This window comes from Stenotrophomonas sp. JAG2 (assembly GCF_041080745.1).
In the GTDB taxonomy this organism is placed as follows: domain Bacteria; phylum Pseudomonadota; class Gammaproteobacteria; order Xanthomonadales; family Xanthomonadaceae; genus Stenotrophomonas; species Stenotrophomonas maltophilia_AA.
Genome location: NZ_JBEUMH010000006.1, coordinates 90112 through 115901, shown reverse-complemented (window position 1 = coordinate 115901; position 25790 = coordinate 90112). Strand labels below are relative to the sequence as shown.

Sequence of the window (25790 nt, the reverse complement as noted above, 5' to 3'; positions counted from 1 at the left end):
CCCGTCCCAAGCTACAATGGGTGTTGCCATAGACAGGGCGCAGTGCGCCCTGTTTCGTTTGCGGCGTGCGCATCCCCCGGGGAGAGCGCCGCCGTTGGGGCGTCTCATTCCAACCGGTTCCTTCAATGATCAACAGCCTGCTTACCCGCGTCTTCGGCAGTCGTAATGAACGACAGCTGCGCCAGCTCAACCGCATCGTCGCCAAGATCAATGCGTTGGAGCCGGAAATCGAAAAGCTCTCCGACGAGCAGCTCAAGGCCAAGACCCCGGAGTTCAAGCAGCGCATCGCTGACGGCGAGGCCCTGGACAAGGTGCTGCCCGAAGCGTTCGCGGTCTGCCGTGAAGCCAGCCGCCGCGTGCTGGGCATGCGCCATTACGACGTGCAGCTGATCGGCGGCATGGTCCTGCACCTGGGCAAGATCGCCGAAATGCGGACCGGTGAAGGCAAGACCCTGGTCGCCACGCTGCCGGTGTACCTCAATGCGCTGGAAGGCAAGGGCGTCCACGTGGTCACCGTGAACGACTACCTGGCCCGCCGTGACTCGGCGCAGATGGGCAAGCTCTACAACTGGCTGGGCATGAGCGTGGGCGTGGTCTACCCGGGCATGCCGCACGGTGACAAGCGCGAGGCCTATGCCAGCGACATCACCTACGGCACCAACAACGAATTCGGCTTCGATTACCTGCGCGACAACATGGCGCTGTCCCGTGCGGACCGCTACCAGCGCGGCCTGCACTATGCGATCGTCGATGAGGTCGACTCGATCCTGATCGATGAAGCCCGTACCCCGCTGATCATTTCCGGCCCGGCCGATGATTCCCCGGAGCTGTACATCCGCGTCAACCGCGTCGTCCCGCACCTGATCAAGCAGGAGGCCGAGGAAGGCGAGGGTGATTTCTGGGTCGACGAGAAGGGCAAGCAGGTCCATCTGTCCGAAGCGGGCATGGAGCATGCCGAGGCGCTGCTGGTCGAAGCCGGCATCCTCAATGCCGAGACCGAAGGCCTGTACGCCGCGCAGAACCTGACCGTGGTGCATCACCTCAATGCCGCCCTGCGCGCGCATGCCATCTACCAGCGCGACGTGGATTACATCGTGCGCGATGGCGAAGTGGTGATCGTCGATGAATTCACCGGCCGTACCCTGGCCGGCCGCCGCTGGTCCGATGGCCTGCACCAGGCGGTGGAAGCGAAGGAAGGCGTGCCGGTCCAGCGCGAGAACCAGACCCTGGCGAGCATCACCTTCCAGAACCTGTTCCGCATGTACAAGAAGCTGTCCGGCATGACCGGTACGGCGGATACGGAAGCCTACGAATTCCAGAGCATCTACAACCTGGAAGTGGTGGTGATCCCGACCAACCGCCCGACCATCCGCAAGGACGGTTCGGACCAGGTGTTCCTCAACCGCAACGGCAAGTTCAACGCGGTGCTGGCCGATATCCAGGCCTGCAACGAGCGTGGCCAGCCGGTGCTGGTGGGCACGACCTCGATCGAGACCTCGGAGATGCTGTCCGAGCATCTGCGCAAGGCCGGCGTGCACCACGAAGTGCTCAACGCCAAGCAGCATGACCGCGAAGCGACCATCATCGCCAACGCCGGCATGCCGGGCGCGGTGACCATCGCGACCAACATGGCCGGCCGTGGTACCGACATCGTGCTGGGTGGTTCGCTGGAAGCGCAGCTGCATGAGCTGGGCGAAGACGCGACGCCGGAACAGCGTGCCCAGGTCAAGGCCGAGTGGCAGGTCCGCCACGACGCGGTCAAGGCCGCCGGTGGCCTGCACATCGTCGGCACCGAGCGCCATGAATCGCGTCGTATCGACAACCAGCTGCGTGGCCGTTCGGGCCGCCAGGGCGATCCGGGTTCGTCCCGCTTCTACCTGTCGCTGGAAGACAACCTGATGCGCATCTTCGCCTCGGACTGGGTCCAGAAGGCGATGCGCATGATGGGCATGAAGGAAGACGACGTCATCGAGGATCGCCTGGTCAGCCGGCAGATCGAGAAGGCGCAGCGCAAGGTCGAAGCGCACAACTTCGACATCCGCAAGAACCTGCTGGACTTCGACGACGTCAACAACGATCAGCGCAAGGTGATCTACAGCCAGCGCGATGAGCTGCTGGATGCGGAGTCGGTGAAGGACAACGTGGATGGCATCCGCGGCGACGTGATCTTCGACGTGGTGGCGCGTTTCGTGCCGCCGAACTCGATCGACGAGCAGTGGGACCTGCAGGGCCTGGAAGCGACGCTGGCCTCGGACTTCGGCATCGACATGTCGCTGACCGAGCTGGTCAAGGCACACGAGGAGCTGGACGCCGAGGGCATCGCCGAGAAGGTGCAGGCCAAGGTCGACGAGCATTTCGCCGCAAAGGAAGCCGGCGTGGGCGACGAGACCATGCGCGCGCTGGAGAAGCACGTGATGCTGACCGTGCTGGACCAGAGCTGGAAGGAGCACTTGGCGCGCATGGATTACCTGCGCCAGGGCATCTACCTGCGCGGTTATGCGCAGAAGCAGCCGAAGCAGGAATACAAGAAGGAAGCGTTCGAGCTGTTCTCGGAGATGCTGGAGAACGTGAAGCGGGAAGTGGTGACGTTGCTGGCACGCGTGCGCATCCGCAGCGAAGAGGAAGTGGCGGCGCTGGAGCAGGCCGAGCGCCAGCAGGCGGAGGCGCGTCTGCTGCAGTCGCAGTTCCAGCACCAGGACGCCGGCAGCTACAGTGCGGACGAAGAGGCGGCAGAGGTGGAGGCGGCGCAGCATGGCGTGCCGCAGGTCACCCGCGACGAGCCGAAGGTCGGCCGCAATGATCCGTGCCCGTGCGGCAGCGGCAAGAAGTACAAGCACTGCCATGGTCAGCTGAGCTGATCGGCTGATCGGCTGATTGGACGTGCTGAAGAAGCCCCGCCCTGTGCGGGGCTTTTTTGTGGTTCTTCCTTCCAGCCGGGGCAAGCATGACGCACGCCCTGAGCTCTTTGCAGGCGCGGCGGATGGTGGGTCGAGCGATGGACCGCGCTACGCTTGCCGGCGAATGTCCTCCGGCGTCGGCCTGCGGCCGCCCCCTCCCCCTTGATTTCGCCCACAAGCGCAGCGCGGCCCATCGTGTCCAGATCACTGGCGCACACAGAAGAATCCGCTTTCCGCACTCCCAACGCGCGCGAGCCCCGTAGCGGCCCGCAGGCTCCTGGGCAAAATCAAGGAGGAGGCCGTCGCCGCCAGGCGGCGGCCGGGGGACATTTGCCGAGGGGCCTGCGGGTCGCTGCGGGGCCCTTACGCTCGCGGCAGCCCCAAGTGGAGACGCCACCCGATCAACACCGCGCCTGGACGACCAACCGGCGGGGCATTGCGTCACGTGCCCCGGTTTGGGCATCCTCCGGGTATGTCATCTCCCCTTCGTTCGATCCATGTCGTGGCCGGCGTCATCACCGACGCCCGCGGCCGCATCCTGCTCAACCGTCGTACCGAGAACCGCGATATGGCCGGCCTGTGGGAGTTCCCGGGTGGCAAGCGGGAGCCCGGCGAGACCTCGGAGGAGGCGCTGGTGCGGGAGCTGCGCGAGGAGCTGGGGATCGAGGCCGAGGTCGGTGAGTGGATCATGGACGTGCCGCAGATCTATCCGGACAAGCGACTCCGGCTGGAGGTGCGTCGCATCCAGGGCTGGAAAGGGTCGCCGCGCGGCCGTGAGGGCCAGGCGATCACCTGGGTGGCGCCGGACAAGCTGCACCGGTATTCGATGCCGCCGGCGGACCTGCCGGTGGTCGCGGCGTTGCGGCAGCCGGACCGGTACCTGATCACCCCCGAGCTGGAGGGCGAGGAGGACAGCGTCCACCAGGCCTGGCTGGGGCGCCTGGCGCAGGCCCTGGAGAGCGGGGTGCGCCGGGTACAGCTGCGCACGCCGTCCAGCCCGGCGCAGGTGGCGCTGGCCGAGCGGGTGATCCAGCAGCATGGACCGCGCACCCAGTGGCTGCTGAACCGGGACATCGACCTGGCCGGACGGCTGGGCGTCGGGGTGCATCTGGGCAGTGAGCAGCTGCTGGCGCTGGATGAGCGGCCGCTACCGGCCGGTCAGCTGGTGGCGGCGTCGTGCCACGATCTGGCGCAGCTGCAGGCGGCGCAGCGGCTGGGCTGTGATTTCGCGGTGCTGGGGCCGGTGCAGGCGACGGCCAGCCACCCGGACGCCACGCCGCTGGGCTGGGAGGCCTTCGAGGCGCTGCGCGAGCAGGTGTCGTTGCCGCTGTACGCGCTGGGCGGAATGGCCCCCGGCGATATCGGCGAGGCGCGCCGGCATGGCGCGCAGGGCATCGCGGCGATCCGGTCGCTGTGGCCGGCTACAGCGTGATCCAGAAGCAGCCGTACTGACGGCGCAGGCCGAATACCGTGCGGGCCGGGGTGGCGGTGTTGCCGAGGGTCTGTTCAATGCGCAGGCCGACCGGCCGCGGTCGCGCCGGTGCCTCCGTCGTGCCCACGGCGACGAGCCCGGGGTCGAGCGGCACCGGGGCGGCATCCGGGTAGACCGGGGCGATGTCGACCAGGGGGCGCTGCACCACGGATTCCAGCCGCCCGATGATCTGGTTCGCGGTGGCGTTGGAGACGTTGCTCCAGAGGTAGATCGAGGACAGGCGGTTGACGTCCTGGGCGCTGACCGCATCGCGGATCTGCCCGGTCAGTTCACTGAGCCGGCGCGCGCAGCCGGCGCGGTAGATGCCGGTGTTGCCCACGCTGGCCGTGCGCGCGGGAAGCCGCGAGGTCGCGCCCAGTGCATCGCAGCGGCGGTCGGTGAACACGGTGTCGCCCTGTGCGGTGGTGCAGCGGTTCACGCGCTGCGCTGCCTGCGCCAGCGCAGGCGGCGAGGGCAGGCACAGCGCACACAGCAGGAGCCACACGAGCGGTTTCATCGCAGCAGCGTAGCGGCGCGCGCGTTATCTGCAAGCGATGCGTCGCAGGCTCAGCTGCGCAGGAGTTTCAGCACCTGGGTGGTCGGTTTGGCCAGGTTGAGGGTGTAGAAGTGCAGGCCGGGCGCGCCGCCGGCGACCAGCCGTTCGCACAGGCTGGCCACCACCTCGGCACCGAACGCGCGCACCGATTCGGCATCATCGCCATAGGCCTGCATGCGCTTGCCGATCCAGCGCGGAATCTCTGCGCCGCACTGCTCGGAGAAGCGCCGCAGCTGGCTGAAATTGGAGATCGGCATGATGCCCGGCACGATCGGCACGGTGACGCCCAGCTTGCGCACCGCATCGACGAAGTGGAAGTAGGCGTCGGCGTTGAAGAAGTACTGGGTGATCGCCGCATCGGCGCCGGCGTCGATCTTGGTCTTGAAGTGCTTCAGGTCCAGCAGCGCGTCGTTGGCCTGCGGATGGGTCTCCGGATACGCGCCCACTTCGATCCGGAACGCATCGCCGTGCTCGGCACGGATGAAGCTGATCAGTTCGGAGGCATAGCGCAGGTCGCCGGGATGGCCCATGCCGGAGGGCAGGTCACCGCGCAGGGCGACGATGCGGCGGCACCCGATCGCGCGGTAGAGTTTGAGCAGTTCGCGGATCTCCTCGCGGCTGCCACCGACGCAGGACAGGTGCGGAGCCGCCTCGAAGCCATGGTGCTGCTTGAGGTGACGGACGGTCTCGGAGGTGTAGCTGAGCGTCGAGCCGCCGGCACCGAACGTACAGGACACATATTCCGGCGCGAACACCTTGAGCTTGGCCGCGGTCCGGTCCAGCTGGGCACGCTGCTCGTCGGTCTTGGGCGGATAGAACTCGAAGCTGATGGCGGTCATGGGCGGGGCGCGTCGGCGGGTGTGGGTGAATCATATCTCTTCATCGCGATGAATGTGAAGTGCGTGGCATGTCGTCTGCACATGGCGCCGGGTACAGTGACCGTGAACTTCAACGGAGCACGGCCATGCAGATTCTCGTCACCGGTGGCACCGGGTTCATCGGACGCCGCCTGTGCACGCGCCTGTTGGCCGACGGCCACGATCCGATTGTCCTGACCCGCCGCCCTGGCCATGACCCGCAGCCGGGCGTACGCAGCGTTGCGGCGCTGGAGGAGGTCGGCCCCGTCCAGGCCGTGGTCAATCTGGCGGGCGAACCATTGATGGACGGCCGCTGGACCGATGCGCGCAAGCAGGCGCTGCGCGAGTCCCGGATCGGCACCACACAGACGCTGCTGGCGTGGATGGCCGCGCTGCCCGAGCGCCCCAGGGTGCTGGTGTCCGGCTCGGCGATCGGCTGGTACGGACCGCGCGACAGCGCACCGCTGGACGAGACCGCCTCGCCCGGCCATGACTTCGCCGCGATGCTGTGCCGGCAGTGGGAGGCCGAGGCGCTCAAGGCCGAGGATCTGGGCGTGCGCACCTGCGTGCTGCGGACCGGGATCGTGCTCGAACGCGAGGGCGGCGCGCTGCTGAAGATGCTGCCACCGTTCCGCATGGGGCTCGGTGGGCCGATGGGCGATGGCCGGCAGTGGATGAGCTGGATCCATCGCGAGGACCTGGTCGGGATGATCCTGTGGCTGCTCACCCGCGATCAGGCGCGCGGCGCCTACAACGGCACCGCGCCCGGCACGGTCACCAACCGGACCTTCGCCGCCACGCTGGGCGAGGTGCTGCACCGCCCCGCGCGGCTGACCACCCCGGCGTTCGCCTTGAAGCTGGGCTTCGGGGAAATGGCCGGGTTGCTGCTGACCGGACAGAACGTACAGCCGGCGCACGCCTTGGCCGAGGGCTTTGCGTTCCAGTATCCGACGCTGCCGGAGGCGCTGCAGGCGATCGTGGGCGCGCCGGAACGCTGAGGCGCGGATGTTCATCCGCCTCACTCGACCGCTCATCGCCTGTCTACGGCCGCTGCTCATCTAATTACCCCCGCCGACTCGACCCGCGCCAGTCTCCCTGCTCACCCAGCAGGAGCCTGCCATGTCGACCGTCCGCCACCACCGTATCCACTCCCTCGCGCCGTTGGGCGCGCTTGCCCTCACCGCATGGGCCACGCTGGTCAGCCCGGCCCACGCGGCGACCGAGCGCTTTCAGGATCTGCAGGTCGAGGTGATCGGCAGCGGCCGGCCGGTGCTGATGATCCCGGGCCTGAACAGCGGTGCCGAGGTCTGGCGCGAGACCTGCGCCGCGCTGCAGCCGCAGGTGCAATGCCATCTGATCCAGCTGCCGGGCTTTGCCGGCGCGCCCGCCGTGGCCAGCGATGATTTCCTGAGCGCCATGCGTGACCGCCTGCTGGCCTACAGCGCGGACCGCAAGCTCGATCATCCGGCCGTGATCGGCCACAGCCTCGGGGGTGTGCTGGCGCTGCAGATGGCGATCGCGGCGCCACGGAAGATCGGGCCACTGGTGATCGTCGATGCCCTGCCGTACTTCGGCGCGGTCCAGAATCCGGCGGCAACGCCAGCCACGCTCACCCCGATCGCCGAGCAGATGCGGGCCGGCATGCTCGCCGCCGACGCCACGCAGTACGCGGCGCAGACCGATGCCGCGGTCGCCAACATGGCGCACGCCCCCGGGCACGTCGCGACCTTGAAGCAATGGGGACGCGACAGTGACCGCGCCACCACCGCCAACGCGATGTATTCGATGACCATGACCGACCTGCGCCAGCCGATCGCCGGCATCACCACGCCGGTGCTGGTGCTGGGCGCGTGGGCAGCCTATCAGCCGTTCGGTGCGACCGAAGCCAGCACGCGGCAGGTGTTTGCGACCCAGTACGCCGCGCTGCCCGGCGTGCGGATCGAGATGAGTCGGGCCGGCTACCATTTCCTGATGTGGGATGATCCCCGCTGGCTGCAGACGCAGATCCGGGGCTTCCTTGATCTGCCTGCAGCGCCCTGACCGGTAGCAGCGTGGAGACGATGAGCGAGAAGCGGACAGCACGCGATACCGGTTTCTGGTGGCGCAACAGCGCGGTCTGGTTGGCCTACCTTGGCGTGAGCCTGCTGCTCGGGTTCACCTACGGAGGGCACTGGTCCGGCATCGTCCTGATCTCTGTGATGGTGTCGCTTTCCCTGTGGGCGGGCAGCGCGTTCATCCGCGGCTGGGCGCTGCGGCATGACTGGTTGCAGCGCGATCTGCTTGGATTGACGTGGCGGCTGCTGCTCGCGGTGGTGATCGTGGCGGCGGCTGCCCAAGTGCTCACCGCCGCCGCGCTGTTGCCCGCGCTGGCCTGGGACTGGGTGCAGCTGCCGGGACAGCGCGCGAACTATCGCCCGGCCGCTGTCGTCGGCTACTGGTTCAATACCGCCATCGTGCTGGGCGTGTGGTGCGCGCTGTGGACCGGCCGCCGCGCGCTGCAGCGTGCGCGGCACAGCGAGATGGCGCAGCTGCGCGCCGAAGCGCAGCGGGCGACGCTGGAGCACCAGGCGCTGCGTGCGCGGCTCAATCCCCACTTCGTGTTCAATGCCCTCAACAACCTGCGCGCGCTGATCAACGAAGATCCGGCACGGGCACGCGACATGGTCACCCATCTGTCCAGCACGCTGCGCCATGCTCTGGTGCATACCGATGGCGGCTGGGTCACCCTGGCCGAGGAGTGGCGCGTGGTGCAGGACTACCTGGCGGTGGAGTCGATCCATTACGAAGACCGCCTGCGGGTGCACACCGACATCGATCCGGCCGCGCTGTCCGCACGGCTGCCACCGATGGCGCTGCAGCTGCTGGTGGAGAACGCGATCAAGCACGGCATCGCGGTCCATCCCGGCGGTGGCGAGCTGCATCTCCGCGCGTACCTCGAGGGCGGCCGGCTGCGGGTGGAGCTGGACAATCCCGCCGCGCACGACGCCGGCAGCGAAGGCCACGGCATCGGGCTGGCCTATCTGCGCGCGCAGCTTGGCATCGATGCGGTGCCATCACCCTCCGGCCGGGGCACGTTCCTGCTGGAGCGTCAGGGCGAGCGCATGCTGGCCCGGTTGGAGGTGCAGCAATGAGTGCTTCACTGCGCGTGTTGATCGTGGACGATGCGCGGCTGGCGCGCCGCGAGCTGCGCACCCTGCTGGCGGCGATCCCGTGGGTGGAGTGTGTCGGCGAGGCCGACGACGTGCCCGCGGCACGCGAGGCGATCCTGCGCGAGCAGCCCGACCTGGTCCTGCTCGATGTGCAGATGCCCTCGGGCGAAGGCTTCGACGTGCTCGACGGACTGGAGACGGTGCCGATGGTCGTGTTCGTCACGGCCTACGACCAGTACGCGGTGCGCGCCTTCGAAACCAACGCGCTCGACTACCTGGTCAAGCCGGTGGAAGCAGGCCGCCTGCAGGCGGCGCTGGAACGCGGTCGGGAGCGCCTCCCGGCGCCGGCCGCCCCCGCTGCGACGGACAGTGTTCGCGATGCGCTGGGCGCCGACGATCAGGTGTTCCTGCGCGATGGCGAGCGTTGCTGGTTCGTCGCACTGGGCGAAATCCGCAAGGTCGTGGTCGACGGCAACTACGCACGGCTGTGGTTCCGTGACCAGAACGCGGTGCTGGCGCGCAGCCTCAGTACGCTGGAAGCGCGGCTGTCGCCGGCGCTGTTCTTCCGCGCCAACCGCAACACGCTGGTCAACCTGCGTCGCGTGCGGGCGATCGAGCCATCCCTGGGCGATGGCTACGACCTGACCCTGGATGACGGCAGCCAGGTCGAGGTGTCGCGGCGGCAGGCGCGCGAGCTGCGTGAGCGGCTGGCGCTGTAGGGCACGCGCTGCTCGCGTTACCCTGTGCGGGATCTCCACCGCCTGACCCTGCCCATGTCCATCGTGCTTACCGCGTTCGCCCGTCCCCGCCTGTTCCCGCGTGTCCCGCGCGGCAACACCATCCAGGACTGCAGCGCCGAGCAGTTCGAACAGCACCTCAACACGCACGCGCCGTTGAAGGTGCTCGATGGCTATGCGCCGTTCTGCAAGCTGCATGTGTATGAGAACTGGACCTCCACACGCTGCCTGACCGTGCCGATCACCGACGCCAACCGCCACCAGCTGCGCAGCGGGTATGAGGCGCGCAACCGCGAGGAACTGCCGGTGCTGGTGCGCTGGTTTGAAGGCGTGGAATCACCGCGCGCCAACTACCTGGTCGTCATCCTGTACAGCGCCGGGCAGTTGGCCAAAGAGGGCTCACCCATCGATGCGGACTGGGGCATCGTCGGCTGCATCTACACCGCCGAACCGGAAGAAGTGCCGATGGCGCCGATCACCATGATGCGCAATGCGCTGGGCGTAGAAGAGGGCGGCTCGGGTGTGCCGCTGGATCGCGAGGCGTATCAGCGCGCGGTGACGTTCTGGGACCGCAACGCCAACTGGCGCCCCTGAGGCGCAGGAGCCCGCAGTCGGGTAGTGCCGGCCGCTGGCCGGCTCCTCGCGTCCCTTGCTTCGTTCGTCAAACAGACTGAGGAGCCGGCCAGCGGCCGGCACTACCGTTCAACGTGGTTTTCCGATGGTCGCGTAGCTGCCCTCGGTGAGCTGCAGCAGGTCGGCCGGTGCCAGCGCCACCTCCAGCCCACGCCTACCCGCACTGACATGCACGGTCGGCAAGGCCTGAGCGCTGGCATCAAGAAAGGTGCGGTGCTTTTTCTTCTGCCCCAGTGGGCTGATCCCCCCGACCAGGTAGCCGGTCGCGCGCTGCGCCGCTTCGGCGTTGGCCATCCCGCACTTACGGAAGCCGGCCGCTGCGGCGAGTGCCTTGAGGTCCAGTGTGCCGCTCACCGGTACGATCGCCACCAGCAGCTCGTGCGTCTCGGTGCTTGCCAGCAGCGTCTTGAACACCTGCGCCGGATCCAGCCCGAGCTGCTGCACCGCTTCGCCACCGTAGGATTCGGCGGCGGCGTCATGGTGATAGGACAGCACGCTGTGCGCGATGCCATATTTCTTCAGCAGGTTGATGGCGGGGGTCATGGCGGCATCGTAGCCCGGTGCGGACCGGCTGCCTTGACCGAGGCTACTGCGGTCGCTGCGATAATGGCGGCGTTCCCGTCTGGAAAGTTCCCATGCGCCTCTCTGGCCAATTCAACGCGCTCAGCTTCGACAGTGATGTGGCGCGCGGACCGTATCCCCCTCAGGGGTTTGTGTCGATCGCGGAAGGCGCGCTCGGCAATGGCGATTGTTTCGGGCTGTATTGGCCGTTGGGGCGTGAGGGAGATGCGCCCTTCGTCTGCGAGATGTTCCATGACGAATGGCGTATGGAACTGCGCCATTCCTCGGTGCAGGTGTTCTCGCGCTGGCTGGAGCTGAACGAAGGCGAGTATGGCGAGCTTGAGGTCGAAGATCCCGGTTCGCCAACCGGGCAGTTGGAGCAGGCGCGCGCGCAGGTGCTGGCAGGGCAGGTCGAGCAGGCCATTGAACTGCTGCGCGCAGCCTGCACCGGCTTCCCGGAGCTTCAGCAGGGCTGGGCGCTGCTGGCAAGCCAGTACATGCGGCAGGGGCAGCGCGATGCGGCGATCGATGCAGCACGTTCGGCCGTGCTTGCCAACTGGGCGTTTGGCATTCCCGAGGCCGGCGTGCTGCGCATCCTGCGCGCTGCCCCGGCCAGCACTGATCCGGTGATCGCGTTGGTGCAGCGGATGGGCTTCGCCTTTGGCGGCGCCAAGACCAATCCGGATTACGCGCTGATGCAGGCCTGCATCGATGACTGCTGGGCCGCCGGTGACGCCCTGACGGCGCTGCGACTGTCGCAGAACCGGTGCTACGTGCTTGCTGGCGAAACGGTGTCTTTCCAGGAACGGGAAGGGTTCACGCTGTCGCGCTGGCAAGCCGGATTCGCCGGGCAGTGCCAAGCCGTCCTGAACGACGACCGCAGGTGTTTCGGCCAGGACTGAAGGGCCTTCCGCCACGAAAACGGGCGCCTTTCGGCGCCCGTCTGTTTTCAACGCAACTGGACCGGCGTGCCGATCAGTAGCGGTAATGCTCCGGCTTGAACGGACCATCCACCGGCACGCCGATGTAATCGGCCTGTTCCTGGCTCAGGGTGGTCAGCTTCACGCCGATCTTTTCCAGGTGCAGACGCGCGACTTCCTCGTCCAGCTTCTTCGGCAGCAGGTACACCTTCTTCTCGTAGCTGTCCTTGTTCGCCCACAGGTCGATCTGCGCGAGCGTCTGGTTGGCGAACGAGTTGGACATCACGAAGCTCGGGTGGCCGGTGGCGCAGCCCAGGTTGACCAGGCGGCCTTCGGCCAGCAGGAAGATCGCGTTGCCGTTCGGGAAGACGTACTTGTCCACCTGCGGCTTGATGTTGACGTGCTGCACGCCCGGGAAGCCGACCAGCGCATCGACCTGGATCTCGTTGTCGAAGTGGCCGATGTTGCAGACGATGGCCTGGTCCTTCATCGCGCTCAGGTGCTCGATGCGGATGATGTCCTTGTTGCCCGTGGTGGTGACGTACAGGTCGGCACGGCCCAGGGTGGATTCGATCGTGTTGACTTCGAAGCCTTCCATCGCGGCCTGCAGGGCACAGATCGGATCGATCTCGGTGACCACGACGCGCGCGCCGTAAGCACGCAGCGAAGCGGCGCAGCCCTTGCCCACGTCACCGTAGCCGCAGACCACGGCGACCTTGCCGGCCAGCATCACGTCCATCGCGCGCTTCAGGCCATCGGCCAGCGACTCGCGGCAGCCGTACAGGTTGTCGAACTTGCTCTTGGTGACCGAGTCGTTGACGTTGATCGCCGGGATCAGCAGGGTGCCGGCCTGGGCCAGCTGGTACAGGCGGTGCACGCCGGTGGTGGTCTCTTCGGAGACGCCCTTCCAGTCCTTGACCACGCGGCCCCAGTAACCCGGGCGCTCCTTGGCCACGCGCTTGAGCAGGTTCTTGATGACCTGTTCTTCGTGCGAGGCGGCCTTTTCATCGACCCAGGTGCTGCCGTTTTCGAGCTCGTAGCCCTTGTGGATCAGCAGGGTCACGTCGCCGCCATCGTCCACCACCAGTTCCGGACCGGTCAGGGTGCCGTCGGGCAGGGTGAAGGTCAGCGCGTCCAGGGTGCAGTCCCAGTATTCCTCCAGCGACTCGCCCTTCCAGGCGAACACGGGGGTACCGGACGCGGCGATCGCCGCAGCGGCGTGGTCCTGGGTCGAGAAGATGTTGCACGAGGCCCAGCGCACGTCGGCGCCGATGTCCTTCAGGGTCTCGATCAGCACCGCGGTCTGGATGGTCATGTGCAGCGAGCCGGTCACGCGCACGCCCTTCAGCGGCAGGGTGGCGGCGTGCTTGCGGCGGATCGACATCAGGCCCGGCATTTCATGCTCGGCGATGTCCAGCTCCTTGCGGCCCCAATCGGCCAGGGAGATATCGGCAATCTTGTAATCGCCTTCGGTGGAGAAGGTCTTGGCAACAGCGTTCATTCAAAGCTCCGGTGTAATGACGAGTCGGTACTCGTGTTCGCCGGGCGCCGTTGGAACCAATCCTGGCCACCGAGCCTGGCCGCCCCCGGACAAGGTCCGGAACGGTCGCAGCGCCCCTCGGTGGAGGGTCGCCCATTATATCGCGGCCCGCTGCATTGGCATGAATCGGTCCCCGCCCCCAACCATCGGCAGGGGGGCGATCGGCGCCCGGCTGTTAAGGTCGGGGGTTTGTATCAGCATAGGGACGGAACATGACACGCAACCATGGTCGACGCGCACCGCAATGGCGCCATACCTTGATCCTCGGCCTGGCCCTGCTGGCGGTGCCGCCGCTGGCGCTCGCCGCCGCCCCGGCCGCCAGGACCGCCGCGCAGGCGGTGGCCGCCCAGGGCGATCAGGGCGGCTACCAGCTGCCGTCGCCGGCCCTGCAGGCCGTGGTCGATGCGCCGCGTGCCCCGACCCTGAGCCTGTCCCCGCGCCGTGACCTGGCCGCGCTGCTGCAGACCCCGCCGCTGCCGTCGATCAACGACGTCGCCCAGCCCGAACTGAAGCTGGCCGGCCTGCGCATCAACCCGGCCACGCATTCGGCCAGCCGCTTCAGCTTCGCCGACAAGCTGTGGCTGATGAGCGTGGCCGACGGCAAGGAGCGTCAGATCACCGGACTGCCGCAGCCGTTGTCGATCGCCACGTTCGCCTGGTCGCCGGACCAGAAGTACATCGCCTTCAACCAGGTGCACGCCGCCACCGGGACCAATGAGCTGTGGATCGTCGATGTCGATGCCGGCTCGGCGCGCCGTCTGGTCGGTGATCTGAACACGGTGATGGGCGATGGCTACAGTTGGCAGCCCGACAGCCGCGGCCTGCTGGTGATGCAGCAGCTCAAGGGCCAGGGTCCGGCACCGGCCGCCGGTGGCATTCCGACCGGCCCGGCGATCCAGCAGACCGAGGCCGACGCCGGCGTCCGCACGATCCGCACCTACCAGGACATGCTCAAGAACGAGGCCGACGCGCGCCTGTTCGATTACTACGCCAGCGCGCAGCCGGCCAAGGTCGCGCTCAACGGCGTGACCACGCCGCTGTCTACCGGTGGGGTCTACTGGGATGTCACCCTTTCCCCGGATGGCCGCTACCTGCTGAGCGAGCGCGTCGTGCGCCCGTACTCCTACCTGGTGCCGGCGAGTGCGTTCGCGCGTCGCATCGAAGTGCTGTCCGCGGTGGACGGCAAGCTCGAACACACCGTGGCCAACCTGCCGTTGAAGGAAGGCCTGCCGACCGGCAACGATGCGGTGGCCACCGGCGTGCGCCGGATCGACTGGCGCGCCGATGCGCCGGCGACCCTGGTCTGGGCCGAAGCGCAGGACGGCGGCGACCCGAACCGCGAGGCCAAAGTGCGCGATGCGGTGCTGATGCAGGCCGCCCCCTTCGACACGCCGCCGGTGACGCTGGCGCAGCTGGGCAGCCGCTATGCGGGCATCCAGTGGGGCCGTGGCGATCTGGCCCTGCTCAACGAGTCGTGGTGGAAGAACCGCGAGGTCAAGCAGTGGCGGATCGCACCGGATCAGCCGGAGAAGGCGGCCGAGCTGCTGTCGGCGCGTTCCTCGCAGGACCGCTACAACGACCCGGGCCGCCCCGGCCTGGTGCGCGACGTCAACGGTCGCTCGCGCCTGCAGGTCAGTGCCGATGGCCGCAGCATCTTCCTGTACGGGCTGGGGGCCTCGCCGGAAGGCGACCGTCCGTTCGTGGATCGCTTCGATCTGGACAGCAAGCAGACCACGCGCCTGTTCCACTCCCAGGCCCCGTTCTATGCTGCGCCGGTGGCACTGCTCGACCAGGAAGGCACCTCGCTGCTGTTGACCCGTGAATCGCCCGATGAGCCGGCCAACTTCTACGTGCAGTCGCTGGCCGATGCCACCGCGGCGCCGACGGCGTTGACCCACTTCCAGCACCCGCTGCCGCAGCTGCGTGGGGTGAGCAAGGAGCAGATCCGCTACAAGCGCAACGATGGCGTCGACCTGACCGCCACGCTGATGCTGCCGCCGGGCTACAACGCGAAGAAGGACGGTCCGCTGCCGTTGCTGATGTGGGCTTACCCGGGCGAGTTCAAGACCGCCGAAGCCGCCAGCCAGGTGACTGACTCGCCGTACCGTTTCAACGCGATCAGCTACTGGGGCCCGCAGGCGTTCCTGGCCAAGGGCTACGCGGTGCTGGTCAGCCCGTCGATGCCGATCATCGGCGAGGGCGACAAGGAACCGAACGACACCTACCTGCCGCAGCTGATCGCCAACGCCGAGGCGGCCGTGAACGAAGTGGTGCGGCGTGGCGTGACCGATCGTGAGCACATCGCGATCGGCGGCCATTCCTATGGGGCGTTCATGACCGCCAACCTGCTCGCGCACACCCGCCTGTTCAAGGCCGGCATCGCCCGCAGCGGCGCGTACAACCGCACGCTGACCCCGTTCGGCTTCCAGGCCGAAGAGCGCAACTACTGGCAGGCGCAGGACGTCTACCAGAAGATGTCGCCGTTCAACTACGCCGACAGGATCAAAGACCCGATCCTCTTCATCCACGGCGTGGACGACAACAACTCCGGCACGTTCCCGATCCAGAGCGAGCGCATGTTCGCCGCGGTGAAGGGGCTGGGCGGCACCTCGCGGCTGGTGATGCTCCCGAACGAATCGCATGCCTACCGCGCGCGCGAATCGATCATGACCATGCTGGCGGAAAGCGAGCGCTGGCTGGAGCAGACCGTGGGCGAGGGCAAGCCGGTCAAGAAGAAGCGCTGACCACACCCGGCCGGTCCCGCCGCGGCGGGACCGGCTACGAGCCGCTGCAGATCATGATCGTGGATGCCGACCGGTTGGCATCCACGGAAAATGACGGATGGGTACCGGCCGTTGGCCGGTACCAGAAATGATCGGCACCTGCCGGCCAGCGGCCGGCACTACCAGATGTAACTATTTGCGCGACGCAGCAACGACCCCAATGTGGGGTAGGCTTGAGCGGATTCCGTTCCCGAGGCCAGTGCGTCGCAGATGAACGAGTACCGTAGCAGCATCGTTTTTGCCACTCCCGATATTCCCCTGCGTGACGATGTACGCCGACTCGGCGCACTGGTCGGCGACCTGCTCGCCGAGCAGGTCTCCACGCAGTTTTTCGATGATGTGGAACAGGTGCGTACGCGCGCCATTGCCCGCCGCGAAAGCGACGCCCCCCTGTCCGATCTCAACGATGCACTGACCGGCCTGCCGCCGGCGCGCGCCGAAGCGATGGTGCGTGCGTTCAGTACCTATTTCCAGGTGGTGAACATCGCCGAGCGCGTGCATCGCATCCGGCGCCGACGCGACTACCAGCGCGCCGGTACCGCCACGCCGCAGCCGGATGGCCTGCAGGATGCACTGGTCAATCTCAAGGCGCAGGGCGTGACCCTGGCCGAGCTTGCCGAGTGGCTGCCGCGCATCGACATCGAGCCGGTGTTCACCGCGCATCCGACCGAAGCGGTCCGCCGTGCGCTGCTGGAAAAAGAGCAGTTGATGGTGGCCAGCCTGGTCGACAACCTCGACGGCCAGCGCACGCCGGGCGAAGCCGCCGCCGATGCCGCGCGTTTCCGCATGGCGCTGACCGCCTCGTGGCAGACCACCGATTCTTCGCCGGTGCGCCCGACCGTGGAAGATGAGCGCGAACACGTCGGCTTCTATCTGGTGCAGGTGCTGTACCGGGTGATCCCGGTGCTGTACGAATCGCTGCAGCAGGCGCTGCTGGATACGTATGGCGAAGAACTGCCGCTGCCACGCCTGCTGCGCTTCGGCACATGGGTGGGCGGCGACATGGACGGCAATCCGAACGTGGATGCCGGCACCATCCGCAACACGCTCGATGCCCAGCGCCAGGCCGTGCTCGGCCGCTACCAGAAGGACCTGCTGCAGCTGGCCAGTCTGCTCAGCCAGTCCACCGAACGAGTCGCGGTCAGCGATGAGCTGCAGGCGCGCGTGGATCATTACAAGGCATTGCTGCCCAAGGTCACCTCGCGGCCGCGGCATGCCGACATGCCCTATCGCCTGCTCAACGACCGCATGCGTGCGCGCGTGCAGGCGACGATGGAGGATGCGGACGGTGCGTATGCATCGCCACAGGAACTGACCGACGACATCGAGCTGATCCTGCGCAGCCTGCACGGCAACAAGGGCGACCACGCCGGCGGCTTCGCGGTGCGCCGCCTGCTGTGGCGGGTACGCACCTTCGGTTTCCATCTGGCGCGGTTGGATGTGCGCCAGGAATCCAGCGTGCATGGCCGCGCGCTGGCCAGTGTGCTGGATGGGCAGGACGCCTGGGACGCCGCCGATGCGGTCACCCGCGCGGCGCGCCTGGCCCCGTTCGCCAGTGGCGAGCAGGCTCTGCCGGCGAGCAGCGAAGAGGGCGGGCAACGCCTGGATGCGGTGTTCGCGGCATTGGCCGATGCACGCCACCGGCACGGTGCCGACGCGCTGGGCAGCTACATCATCTCGATGGCGCATGACCGCAGCGATGTGCTCGCCGTGCTCGCGCTGGCGCGCCGCGGTGGCCTGGTGGATGACGCCGGCGCGGTGCCGCTCGACATCGCCCCGCTGTTTGAAACGGTGGACGATCTCAAGCGCGGCACCGATACCCTGCGTGATCTGCTCGACGATCCGGTCTACCGCACGCACCTGGCGTCACGTGGCGATGTGCAGATGGTGATGCTCGGCTATTCGGACAGCGGCAAGGATGGCGGTATCGCGGCCTCGCGCTGGGGCCTGCAGCGCGCCCAGGTGGAACTGCTGGACGTCGCCGCCGAGAACGACATCCGGCTGACCTTCTTCCACGGCCGTGGTGGCTCGATCAGCCGCGGTGGCGGCAAGACCACGCACGCCGTGGATGCCTCGCCGCGCGGCAGCATCGATGGCCGCCTGCGCGTGACCGAACAGGGCGAAGTGATCCACCGCAAGTACGGCATCCGCGCGCTGGCGCTGCGTTCGCTGGAGCAGTCCACCGGTGCGGTGCTGCGCTCCAGCCTGCGCCCGCGCGCAGCGGAACCACGCGAGGACCAGTGGCGCCCGGTGATGGACCTGATCGCGCAGAAGAGTGCGGAGGCGTACCGCGCCTTCGTCGGCCAGAAAGACTTCATGCAGTACTTCCGCCTGGCCACGCCGATCGACGTGATCGAGCGGATGACCTTGGGCTCACGCCCCTCGCGCCGTCTGGGCGAGGATGCCGCACTGACCAACCTGCGCGCGATTCCGTGGGTGTTCGCCTGGAGCCAGGCGCGTGCCGTGATCCCGGGTTGGTATGGGGTCGGCAGTGGCCTGCAGGCGGCGATCGACGCTGGCCACGAAGACATCCTGAAAGAGATGGCGCGTGACTGGCCGTTCTTCAGCACCTTCCTGGACGACATCGCGATGGTGCTGTCCAAGGGTGACCTGACCATCGCCGAGCAGTTCTCGCAGCTGTCCGGTGCGTTGCATGGCCGCTTCTTCCCGCAGATCCAGCGCGAACTCGACCTGACCTCGCAGTGGATCCTCGCGCTGACCGGGCAGGACGAGCTGCTCCAGCACGATCAGCGCCTGGCGCTGTCGATCCGGCTGCGCAACCCCTACATCGATCCGATCAGCGTGCTGCAGGTGGACCTGCTGCGGCGCTGGCGCGACAGCGGGGGCGAAGACGATGACGTGCTGCGTGCGCTGGTGGCCTGCGTGAATGGTGTCTCGCAGGGCGTACAGAACACCGGGTAACCCATGACCGGTAGGCCATGACCGCTGGTCATGGCACATCGCTACCGGGTAGGCCATGACCGTTGGTCATGGCACATCGCCCGGCGCAGGCGGATTGGACGCCAGCAGCTCCAGGTGGCGCTGCTCCATCTCCTCGCGCAGCTGGCGGCGGATCAACGCGGCGGCGTGCCGGCGGCGTTCGTCGCTGGTGTCCGGTTGCAGCGGCGGTACCGGCGTGGGCTTGCCGTCCTCGTCCACCGCGACCATGGTGAAGAAGCAGCTGTTGGCATGGCGCACGCTGCGCTTGAGGATGTCCTCGGCCACCACCTTGACCCCGATCTCCATCGAGGAGGTGCCGGTGTAATTCACCGAGGCCAGGAAAGTGACCAGCTCGCCGACCGCGATCGGCTGGCGGAACATCACCTGGTCCACCGAGAGGGTGACCACGTAGCTGCCGGCATAGCGGCTGGCACAGGCGTAGGCGACCTGGTCGAGCAGGCGCAGCACCGCACCGCCATGCACCTTGCCGGAGAAATTGGCCATGTCCGGCGACATCAGCACGGTCATGGACAGCTGGTTGGATTTGAATTCGGGCATGGGCCGATTGTAGCGGCCGATCGGAGGCCCGGTAGTGCCGGCCGCTGGCCGACAGCCAGGCAGATCCTGCCGGACGTCACGAGGTTGCCGGCCAGCGGCCGGCACGATCCACAACGTGAAAGGGCCGCTTTCGCGGCCCATCGGCTTTCTCATCATTGCCGCGCTGCGCGCGGCCAGCCGGGCATGGCCCGGCTCTACCCATAAGAAAATGGGCCGCTTGCGCGGCCCATTTGTCTTACTTCAGCTTCGCATCCGCGCGCAGGGCAGCGGCGCGATCGGTCTTCTCCCAGGAGAAGGCGGTCGCGTTGACCTGTTCGCCAGCACCGTTGGTGTAGCTGAACTCCTTGGCCTTGCGGCCGAAGTGGCCGTAGGCGGCGGTCTGCTGGTACATCGGGTGGATCAGGTCCAGCATCTGGATGATGCCGTACGGGCGCAGGTCGAAATGCTTGCGGATCAGCTTTTCGATCTTGTCATCGCTGATCTTGCCGGTGCCGAAGGTGGTGACCGAGATCGAGGTCGGCTCGGCCACGCCGATGGCGTAGGAGACCTGCACTTCGCAACGGTCGGCCAGGCCGGCGGCCACGACATTCTTGGCGACGTAACGGGCAGCGTAGGCGGCCGAACGGTCGACCTTGGACGGATCCTTGCCCGAGAACGCACCACCACCGTGACGGGCCCAGCCGCCGTAGGTGTCGACGATGATCTTGCGGCCGGTCAGGCCACAGTCGCCCACCGGGCCGCCGATCTCGAACTTGCCGGTCGGGTTGATGTGGAACTTGGTGCCCTTGTGCAGCCACTTGGCCGGCAGTACCGGCTTGATGATCTCTTCGCGGACGGCCTCGATGAGGTCCTTCTGCTTCACGCCCGGGGCGTGCTGGGTCGACAGCACCACCGCGTCGATGGCCGAGACGGCGCCGTTTTCATAGCGCAGGGTGACCTGGCTCTTGGCGTCCGGGCGCAGCCAGGACAGCGGCGAGTTCTTCTTCTTGCGGATCTTGGCCTGCTGCTCGACCAGACGGTGCGACAGGTGGATCGCGGCCGGCATGTAGCTGTCGGTCTCGTTGGTGGCATAGCCGAACATCAGGCCCTGGTCGCCAGCGCCCATTTCTTCGGGCTTCTTGCGGTCCACGCCCTGGGCGATGTGCGGCGACTGCTTGCCGATCAGGTTCAGCACGCCGCAGGTCGCGCCGTCGAAACCGACGTCGGAGCTGTCGTAGCCGATGTCCAGGATCACCTTGCGGGTCAAGGCTTCCAGGTCGATCCAGGCGCTGGTGGTGATTTCACCGGCGACGATCGCCACGCCAGTCTTGACCATGGTTTCGCAGGCCACGCGCGCACGCTTGTCCTGGGTCAGGATCGCGTCCAGCACCGCATCGGAGATCTGGTCGGCAATCTTGTCCGGATGGCCTTCGGAGACCGATTCGGAGGTGAACAGGTAGCTGGACATCAGGCGTAATATCCTTTGATTCGGATGGAAAGATGGGCGCGAATGATACACGGCAAGTCGCGCGCTTGCATTGTGCGCCAGCGCGGGTTGTCCGTGGTTAAGCCCGTGTGCCCGTCGCAGGGCCCGGTGTGACGGGATTGAGGGCCAGCGTCACCGCCCAGTGTTCCACCAGCGTGACAGTGGGCAGCAGCGGTCCGCCGCCCGAGCCTCCCGGCGCCCAAGGGCCGCGCAGCCGGCGCACAAGCCGCGGCCGATCGTCATCCCGCTGTCGTTGAACCGCCATCGGCTTGTCGTGCGTCTGGCGCAGGCTTCGGCGCATCCGGCCGCCGGGCATGAGGAGCACGCCATGCAGGATTTCGAGCAGTGCGACGTGCGGGAGGCCGCCAAGCGGCCGGTGACGACCCTGGCGCCCTATCGGCGGGCCGTCTTCCTTTCCGACGTGCACCTGGGCTCACGCCACTGCCACGCCGCCGAACTGGCCCGGTTCCTGGCCGCCCTGCGCTGCGAGCGCCTCTATCTGGTGGGCGACATCATCGACCTGTGGTGGATGGCACACCGCCGGGCCAGTTGGCGGCCGGCCCACAGCGACGTGATCCAGGCCCTGCACGCGCTGCAGCGGGCGGGCACCGAGATCATCTACATCCCCGGCAACCACGATGCCTCGCTGCGCAAGGTCTGCGGGCTGATGCTGCCGGCCATGCAGGTGCGTCGCCGGGCGATCCACGTGACCGCCGACGGGCGGCGTCTGCTGGTCGTGCACGGCGACGACTACGACGGCATCACCCACTTCGGCGGCCTGCAGGAAAAGTTCGGCGACTGGCTGTATTACCGCATCCTCACCGGCAACCACCTGCTCAATGCGGCGCGGCGGCGGCTTGGCCAGCGCTACTGGTCCCTGTCCGAATTCCTGAAGAAGCGCAGCGGCGCGGCCGAGCGCTACATCGAGCGCTTCGTCCAGGCCGGGCTGGACGACGTGCGCCGGCGCGGCCTGGATGGCATCGTCTGCGGGCACATCCACCGCGCGGCGCTGGTGAAGCGCGACGGACTGATCTATGCCAACGACGGCGACTGGGTCGAAAGCCTGACCGTGCTCGCCGAGGATCCGGACGGCACCCTGCGACTGCTGGATCACACCGGGCGGACCCTGGTGGCGCTGCCCGGCAACGCCGCATGGGCCAGAGCCGCCTGAGCGCAACGCCCCCGGCGCACGCACGCTTGCGGCTGCTAGCATCGGCCGATGGACTCCTTTACCCAGATCGTACTCGGCGGCGCAGTGGCCGCCGCCATCGCCCCGGCCGGCCATCGCCGCGCTGCTCTGTTGGCCGGTGCCGCACTCGGCACCCTACCGGACCTGGACGCGCTGGTGCTGGCGTTCACTGCGGCCGATCCGGTGGCGCTGATGGTCGAGCACCGCAGTTACAGCCACTCGCTGCTGGTGCTGCCGTGGGTGGCCGCGCTGATCTGGTGGCTGTTCAAACGCTTTGGTCACGGCCGCGTGGCGCAGGCGCCGGACCGCTGGTTCTGGGCGATCCTGCTGGCGCTGATCACCCATCCGCTGCTGGATGCCTTCACCGTCTACGGTACCCAGCTGTGGTGGCCGTTCACCCCGCACCCCACGATGTGGGCCAGCGTCTTCATCATCGACCCGCTGTACACGGTGTGGCTGCTGATCGCCTGCGCGGTGGCGTGGTTCGCGCGGGCGCGGCCGTTGGCGCAGAAGGCGCTGGTGGCCGGCCTGGTGCTCAGCAGTGGCTACCTGGGCTGGTCGCTGCTGGCCAAGCACACCGTTGATCGTGAAGCTGATCGTGTGCTGGCCGCGATGGGGCTGGGCGATGCGCCGCGCTTCTCGGTGGCGATGCCGTTCAACACGCTGCTCTGGCAGGTCGTCGCGATGACGCCCAACGGCTACGTGATCGGCGAGCGCTCGCTGATCGCCGACCGTGGCCCGATGACCTTCGAGGGCCATCCCTCCAACGTGCAGGCCCTGCGCCAGGCGGCCACGCTGCCGGCCGTGCAACGACTGAACTGGTTCAACCGCGGCTTCATGCGTGCGCAGGTGGTCGATGGCGAGCTGCGGCTCAGCGACCTGCGCATGGGCCTGGAGCCGGACTACACCTTCACCTTCGCGGTGGCGCGGGCCGATGGCGAAGGCTGGGCGGCGATCACGCCGCGACAGCTGCGTCCGGCGTATGAAGGGGAGCAGGGCAGGGCGATGGTGAAACGCCGGTTCGCGGCGATGTGGCAACGCATCTGGCACGCACCGACGAACGCCGAGGTCATCGCACCCAAGGCAGGATGGACGGAGGCACCGTGACCGAGCGGTTCGACATGGAAATCAATGGCACGCGCTACACCCGGCTGGCCGATGTGCCGCCGGAGTATCGCGCCCTGTTGCTGGAGCTCACCCCGGGCCGGTCCGCCGAGCAGCCGGCGGTGCCGTTGCGCGAGATCATGCGCAAGGCCAAGGCGCAGCCGGACCGCGAACGCCAGCAGCAGGTGCTGCTGGACGAGCTGCGCAAGGTCGATCCCGAACGCGCGCGACGCATGCAGAACAAGATCACCGAGCGCAGCCAGCGGCCGGCCACCGGTACGCTGGAAGTGGGCAGCACGCCGACCGCGCGGCCGCGCGAAGGCGCCCGCAACACCGCCGGTGGCAGCACGGTGGCCCCGGGGGACCGGGGCGGACTCGGTATCTGGTTGCTGCTGGCCGCTGCGGTCGTGGTGACCGTGATCGCCTGGGCGACGCGGTAGGTCCGCGACGCGATCAGTACACGGTCGCGCGGGCCTGCACGAAGGAGAAGAAGAACACCGCGTTCGGGTCGTTCTGGACCAGGCTGAACTCGCGGCGCATGCCGTCCACCGTCTCCTGGTCGACCAGACCGGCTTCCAGCAGCGGATCGGCGGCCGACAACAGCAGCTGCTCCCAGAACGCGATCATGGTCTTGCGACGCGCCGGTTCGCGGTTGTCCAGGTGGATGGTCTTGATCTCGGTGTGCACGTCGCGGAAGCCGCCGGCCAGCAGCAGGTTGCCGAGCTTGGCGCCGACGAACGGATCGCCCCCGTGGTCGTACTGGAAATCATTGAAGGCCATCCAGTAGCGCCAGATGTGCGGCGAATACGGATCGAGCAGGAACGAGGCGTTCATCACTTCGGTGACATACACCGGCGAGCCGGGCACCAGCACGCGGCGCACTTCGTTGAGTACCCGCGCCGGTGACGGCACATGCTCCAGCACCCAGCACAGGAACGCCGAGTCGAACTCGCGGGCGCCGAACGGCAGGTTGCCGGCATCGGCCTGCAGCAGCGTGTAACGCTCGCGGCACCACGGCGTCTTGGCCAGGTTGGTGGCGGCGGTGGCGAGCTGCGTCTCGCTCAGGTCCACGCCGGTGACATGCAGCTCCGGGAAGCGCCGCAGCAGGATGTCCGTCTGCGCCCCGACGCCGCTGCCGACTTCCAGCAGACGCTGCGCGCCGCTGTAATCGATGCCGCTGAAGATGCTCGATTCGAACAGGCGCGACTGGGTGACCAGGCGGTGCTGCTCGGTATCGGAGAAGCCGTGGAGGTAGGTCGGTGCAGTGATCGGCGGGGTCATGGCGGAATGCTCAGGCAGCGGACGACAACGGCTCGCCGGCAGCGAGGGCATCGAAATAGTCGGTGGTCAGGGCGACCTGGCTGGCGGCGTCCTCGGCGCGGTTGACCACCGCACGGAAGGCGGCGTTCTCCGGCCGGTCCTTGGCGTACCAGCCCAGGTGCTTGCGCGCGATGCGCACACCCTGCTGCTCGCCGTAGAAATCGTGCAATGCGTGCAGGTGCCCCAGCAGCAGGTCGCGCACCTCGGCGATCGAGGGCGGCGCCAGCAGCGCGCCGGTGGCCAGGTAGTGCGCCACCTCGCGGAAGATCCACGGGCGCCCCTGGGCGGCACGCCCGATCATCACCGCGTCCACGCCGGTCTGCTTCAGCACCTGCGCGGCTTTCTGCGGTGAATCGATGTCGCCATTGGCGATCACCGGAATGCGCAGCGCGGCCTTGATCGCGGCGATGGTCTCGTATTCGGCGGTGCCGGTGTAGTGCTGGTCGCGGGTACGGCCATGCACGGCCAGCGCGGCGATGCCGCTGTCTTCGGCGATGCGCGCGATCAGCGGGCCATTGCGGTGATCGCAATCCCAGCCGGTGCGGATCTTCAGCGTGACCGGCACGTCCACCGCGTTGACCACGGCGGTGAGGATGCGCGCGACCAGGTCTTCATCGCGCATCAGGGCCGAGCCGGCCCAGGCGTTGCAGACCTTCTTGGCCGGGCAGCCCATGTTGATGTCGATGATCTGCGCGCCGTGGTCCACGTTGTAGCGCGCCGCCTCGGCCAGCTGCTGCGGCTCGGTACCGGCGATCTGCACGCTGATCGGGTCCGGCTCGCCGGCATGGTCCATGCGGTGGAGCGATTTGCGGGTGTTCCAGAAGCGCGGATCGGAGATGGTCATCTCCGAGGCGGCCAGACCCGCGCCCAGCCGTTTGCACAGCAGGCGGAAGGGCTTGTCGGTGACACCGGCCATCGGCGCCAGCACCACGTTGGGCTGGATGTTGTAGGGGCCAATCTGCATGTGCGCATTGTAGTGCCGGCCGCTGGCCCGCAACCAAGCAAACACCGACGCGCGTTCAGGCCGATCCGGAAGGGCCTGATGCGCTCCGGTCATGAGCATATGCTTGACGATTGCTTCCACCGCCCCCAGCGGCGGCTGATGCTGGC

Annotated in this window: 21 protein-coding genes and 1 riboswitch; of the genes, 13 read left to right on the top strand and 8 right to left on the bottom strand. The window is 67.6% G+C overall.

Annotated features, from left to right (window positions below; genetic code table 11):
- Positions 1-125 precede the first annotated feature (125 nt).
- Together secA and AB9O74_RS09520 are read left to right on the top strand one after the other, a co-directional pair.
- The gene (gene secA / locus AB9O74_RS09525; RefSeq protein WP_176990391.1) at positions 126-2858 is read left to right on the top strand and encodes a preprotein translocase subunit SecA; all 2733 of its coding nucleotides are present in this window, start codon (positions 126-128) and stop codon (positions 2856-2858) included.
- 511 nt (positions 2859-3369) lie between these two features.
- Entirely contained in the window at positions 3370-4329 is a 960-nt protein-coding gene (locus AB9O74_RS09520) for a Nudix family hydrolase (protein ID WP_369349146.1), read from the top strand.
- Here the strand turns inward: AB9O74_RS09520 and AB9O74_RS09515 are convergent.
- Positions 4319-4885, bottom strand: a complete 567-nt coding sequence (locus AB9O74_RS09515) for a hypothetical protein (protein ID WP_369349145.1) — start codon at positions 4883-4885, stop codon at positions 4319-4321. The two genes, AB9O74_RS09520 and AB9O74_RS09515, sit on opposite strands and share 11 nt — an antisense overlap.
- A gap of 50 nt (positions 4886-4935) precedes the next feature.
- On the bottom strand, positions 4936-5763 hold the full coding sequence (gene metF, locus AB9O74_RS09510) for a methylenetetrahydrofolate reductase [NAD(P)H] (RefSeq protein WP_369349144.1): 828 nt from the start codon (positions 5761-5763) through the stop codon (positions 4936-4938).
- Positions 5764-5888: 125 nt separating this feature from the next.
- Between metF and AB9O74_RS09505 the strand changes: the two genes are divergently transcribed.
- From AB9O74_RS09505 to AB9O74_RS09485, 5 genes are all read left to right on the top strand, one after another.
- A complete protein-coding gene (locus AB9O74_RS09505; RefSeq protein ID WP_369349143.1) occupies positions 5889-6779 on the top strand; it encodes a TIGR01777 family oxidoreductase in 891 nt (296 codons plus the stop codon).
- A 121-nt stretch (positions 6780-6900) separates the two neighbouring features.
- Positions 6901-7821 (top strand): alpha/beta fold hydrolase, encoded by a 921-nt coding sequence (locus AB9O74_RS09500; RefSeq protein WP_369349142.1) that lies wholly within the window; start codon positions 6901-6903, stop codon positions 7819-7821.
- A gap of 20 nt (positions 7822-7841) precedes the next feature.
- A complete protein-coding gene (locus tag AB9O74_RS09495; RefSeq protein WP_369349141.1) occupies positions 7842-8912 on the top strand; it encodes a sensor histidine kinase in 1071 nt (356 codons plus the stop codon).
- On the top strand, positions 8909-9649 hold the full coding sequence (locus AB9O74_RS09490) for a LytTR family DNA-binding domain-containing protein (RefSeq protein WP_346478286.1): 741 nt from the start codon (positions 8909-8911) through the stop codon (positions 9647-9649). The genes AB9O74_RS09495 and AB9O74_RS09490 overlap by 4 nt, the downstream gene beginning before the upstream one ends.
- Positions 9650-9703: 54 nt before the next feature.
- Complete coding sequence (locus tag AB9O74_RS09485; RefSeq protein WP_369349140.1) at positions 9704-10261, top strand: DUF3228 family protein; 558 nt, start codon at positions 9704-9706, stop codon at positions 10259-10261.
- A gap of 108 nt (positions 10262-10369) precedes the next feature.
- On the opposite strand, the gene ybaK is transcribed toward AB9O74_RS09485, so the two are convergent.
- The gene (ybaK, locus tag AB9O74_RS09480) at positions 10370-10843 is read right to left on the bottom strand and encodes a Cys-tRNA(Pro) deacylase (protein WP_369349139.1); all 474 of its coding nucleotides are present in this window, start codon (positions 10841-10843) and stop codon (positions 10370-10372) included.
- 92 nt (positions 10844-10935) lie between these two features.
- Here ybaK and AB9O74_RS09475 point away from each other — a divergent pair, with 92 nt between their 5' ends.
- Positions 10936-11763, top strand: a complete 828-nt coding sequence (locus AB9O74_RS09475) for a hypothetical protein (RefSeq protein ID WP_369349138.1) — start codon at positions 10936-10938, stop codon at positions 11761-11763.
- Positions 11764-11836: 73 nt separating this feature from the next.
- Here AB9O74_RS09475 and ahcY read toward each other — a convergent pair whose 3' ends face one another.
- Positions 11837-13282, bottom strand: coding sequence for an adenosylhomocysteinase (gene ahcY / locus AB9O74_RS09470; protein WP_176990380.1), 1446 nt, complete (start codon positions 13280-13282; stop codon positions 11837-11839).
- A gap of 35 nt (positions 13283-13317) precedes the next feature.
- A riboswitch (S-adenosyl-L-homocysteine riboswitch) is annotated at positions 13318-13407 on the bottom strand.
- A 126-nt stretch (positions 13408-13533) separates the two neighbouring features.
- Here ahcY and AB9O74_RS09465 point away from each other — a divergent pair.
- Positions 13534-16065, top strand: coding sequence for a prolyl oligopeptidase family serine peptidase (locus AB9O74_RS09465; RefSeq protein WP_369349137.1), 2532 nt, complete (start codon positions 13534-13536; stop codon positions 16063-16065).
- Between the two features lie 249 nt (positions 16066-16314).
- Entirely contained in the window at positions 16315-19026 is a 2712-nt protein-coding gene (ppc, locus tag AB9O74_RS09460; protein WP_369349136.1) for a phosphoenolpyruvate carboxylase, read from the top strand.
- A gap of 66 nt (positions 19027-19092) precedes the next feature.
- On the opposite strand, the gene AB9O74_RS09455 is transcribed toward ppc, so the two are convergent.
- On the bottom strand, positions 19093-19602 hold the full coding sequence (locus AB9O74_RS09455) for an acyl-CoA thioesterase (protein ID WP_176990377.1): 510 nt from the start codon (positions 19600-19602) through the stop codon (positions 19093-19095).
- A 235-nt stretch (positions 19603-19837) separates the two neighbouring features.
- Positions 19838-21049 carry a methionine adenosyltransferase gene (gene metK / locus AB9O74_RS09450; protein ID WP_019182462.1) on the bottom strand — a complete coding sequence of 404 codons (1212 nt, stop codon included), beginning with the start codon at positions 21047-21049 and terminating at the stop codon, positions 19838-19840.
- A gap of 346 nt (positions 21050-21395) precedes the next feature.
- Here metK and AB9O74_RS09445 point away from each other — a divergent pair, with 346 nt between their 5' ends.
- The 3 genes from AB9O74_RS09445 to AB9O74_RS09435 are packed head-to-tail and all read left to right on the top strand — an operon-like array spanning position 21396 to position 23800.
- A complete protein-coding gene (locus AB9O74_RS09445) occupies positions 21396-22238 on the top strand; it encodes a UDP-2,3-diacylglucosamine diphosphatase (RefSeq protein ID WP_369349135.1) in 843 nt (280 codons plus the stop codon).
- 48 nt (positions 22239-22286) lie between these two features.
- Positions 22287-23363 carry a metal-dependent hydrolase gene (locus AB9O74_RS09440; protein ID WP_369349134.1) on the top strand — a complete coding sequence of 359 codons (1077 nt, stop codon included), beginning with the start codon at positions 22287-22289 and terminating at the stop codon, positions 23361-23363.
- On the top strand, positions 23360-23800 hold the full coding sequence (locus tag AB9O74_RS09435) for a hypothetical protein (protein WP_176990374.1): 441 nt from the start codon (positions 23360-23362) through the stop codon (positions 23798-23800). Before AB9O74_RS09440 ends, AB9O74_RS09435 begins: the two co-directional genes overlap by 4 nt.
- A gap of 13 nt (positions 23801-23813) precedes the next feature.
- Here the strand turns inward: AB9O74_RS09435 and AB9O74_RS09430 are convergent, their stop codons facing one another.
- Together AB9O74_RS09430 and dusB are read right to left on the bottom strand one after the other, a co-directional pair.
- Positions 23814-24641, bottom strand: coding sequence for a methyltransferase domain-containing protein (locus AB9O74_RS09430; RefSeq protein ID WP_176990373.1), 828 nt, complete (start codon positions 24639-24641; stop codon positions 23814-23816).
- Positions 24642-24651: 10 nt separating this feature from the next.
- A complete protein-coding gene (dusB, locus tag AB9O74_RS09425) occupies positions 24652-25644 on the bottom strand; it encodes a tRNA dihydrouridine synthase DusB (RefSeq protein ID WP_179460784.1) in 993 nt (330 codons plus the stop codon).
- Between the last annotated feature and the right edge of the window lie 146 nt (positions 25645-25790).

What these genes read in the sequence shown, in the direction of transcription:
- AB9O74_RS09445 (WP_369349135.1), top strand. Translation starts at nt 21,396, where the DNA reads ATGCAGGATTTCGAGCAGTGCGACGTGCGGGAGGCCGCCAAGCGGCCG.
- AB9O74_RS09430 (WP_176990373.1), bottom strand. Translation starts at nt 24,641, where the DNA reads ATGACCCCGCCGATCACTGCACCGACCTACCTCCACGGCTTCTCCGAT.
- ybaK (WP_369349139.1), bottom strand. Translation starts at nt 10,843, where the DNA reads ATGACCCCCGCCATCAACCTGCTGAAGAAATATGGCATCGCGCACAGC.
- AB9O74_RS09495 (WP_369349141.1), top strand. Translation starts at nt 7,842, where the DNA reads ATGAGCGAGAAGCGGACAGCACGCGATACCGGTTTCTGGTGGCGCAAC.
- secA (WP_176990391.1), top strand. Translation starts at nt 126, where the DNA reads ATGATCAACAGCCTGCTTACCCGCGTCTTCGGCAGTCGTAATGAACGA.
- metF (WP_369349144.1), bottom strand. Translation starts at nt 5,763, where the DNA reads ATGACCGCCATCAGCTTCGAGTTCTATCCGCCCAAGACCGACGAGCAG.
- AB9O74_RS09465 (WP_369349137.1), top strand. Translation starts at nt 13,534, where the DNA reads ATGACACGCAACCATGGTCGACGCGCACCGCAATGGCGCCATACCTTG.
- AB9O74_RS09475 (WP_369349138.1), top strand. Translation starts at nt 10,936, where the DNA reads ATGCGCCTCTCTGGCCAATTCAACGCGCTCAGCTTCGACAGTGATGTG.
- dusB (WP_179460784.1), bottom strand. Translation starts at nt 25,644, where the DNA reads ATGCAGATTGGCCCCTACAACATCCAGCCCAACGTGGTGCTGGCGCCG.
- AB9O74_RS09505 (WP_369349143.1), top strand. Translation starts at nt 5,889, where the DNA reads ATGCAGATTCTCGTCACCGGTGGCACCGGGTTCATCGGACGCCGCCTG.
- AB9O74_RS09490 (WP_346478286.1), top strand. Translation starts at nt 8,909, where the DNA reads ATGAGTGCTTCACTGCGCGTGTTGATCGTGGACGATGCGCGGCTGGCG.
- metK (WP_019182462.1), bottom strand. Translation starts at nt 21,049, where the DNA reads ATGTCCAGCTACCTGTTCACCTCCGAATCGGTCTCCGAAGGCCATCCG.
- AB9O74_RS09515 (WP_369349145.1), bottom strand. Translation starts at nt 4,885, where the DNA reads ATGAAACCGCTCGTGTGGCTCCTGCTGTGTGCGCTGTGCCTGCCCTCG.
- AB9O74_RS09440 (WP_369349134.1), top strand. Translation starts at nt 22,287, where the DNA reads ATGGACTCCTTTACCCAGATCGTACTCGGCGGCGCAGTGGCCGCCGCC.
- ahcY (WP_176990380.1), bottom strand. Translation starts at nt 13,282, where the DNA reads ATGAACGCTGTTGCCAAGACCTTCTCCACCGAAGGCGATTACAAGATT.
- AB9O74_RS09485 (WP_369349140.1), top strand. Translation starts at nt 9,704, where the DNA reads ATGTCCATCGTGCTTACCGCGTTCGCCCGTCCCCGCCTGTTCCCGCGT.
- ppc (WP_369349136.1), top strand. Translation starts at nt 16,315, where the DNA reads ATGAACGAGTACCGTAGCAGCATCGTTTTTGCCACTCCCGATATTCCC.
- AB9O74_RS09455 (WP_176990377.1), bottom strand. Translation starts at nt 19,602, where the DNA reads ATGCCCGAATTCAAATCCAACCAGCTGTCCATGACCGTGCTGATGTCG.
- AB9O74_RS09520 (WP_369349146.1), top strand. Translation starts at nt 3,370, where the DNA reads ATGTCATCTCCCCTTCGTTCGATCCATGTCGTGGCCGGCGTCATCACC.
- AB9O74_RS09500 (WP_369349142.1), top strand. Translation starts at nt 6,901, where the DNA reads ATGTCGACCGTCCGCCACCACCGTATCCACTCCCTCGCGCCGTTGGGC.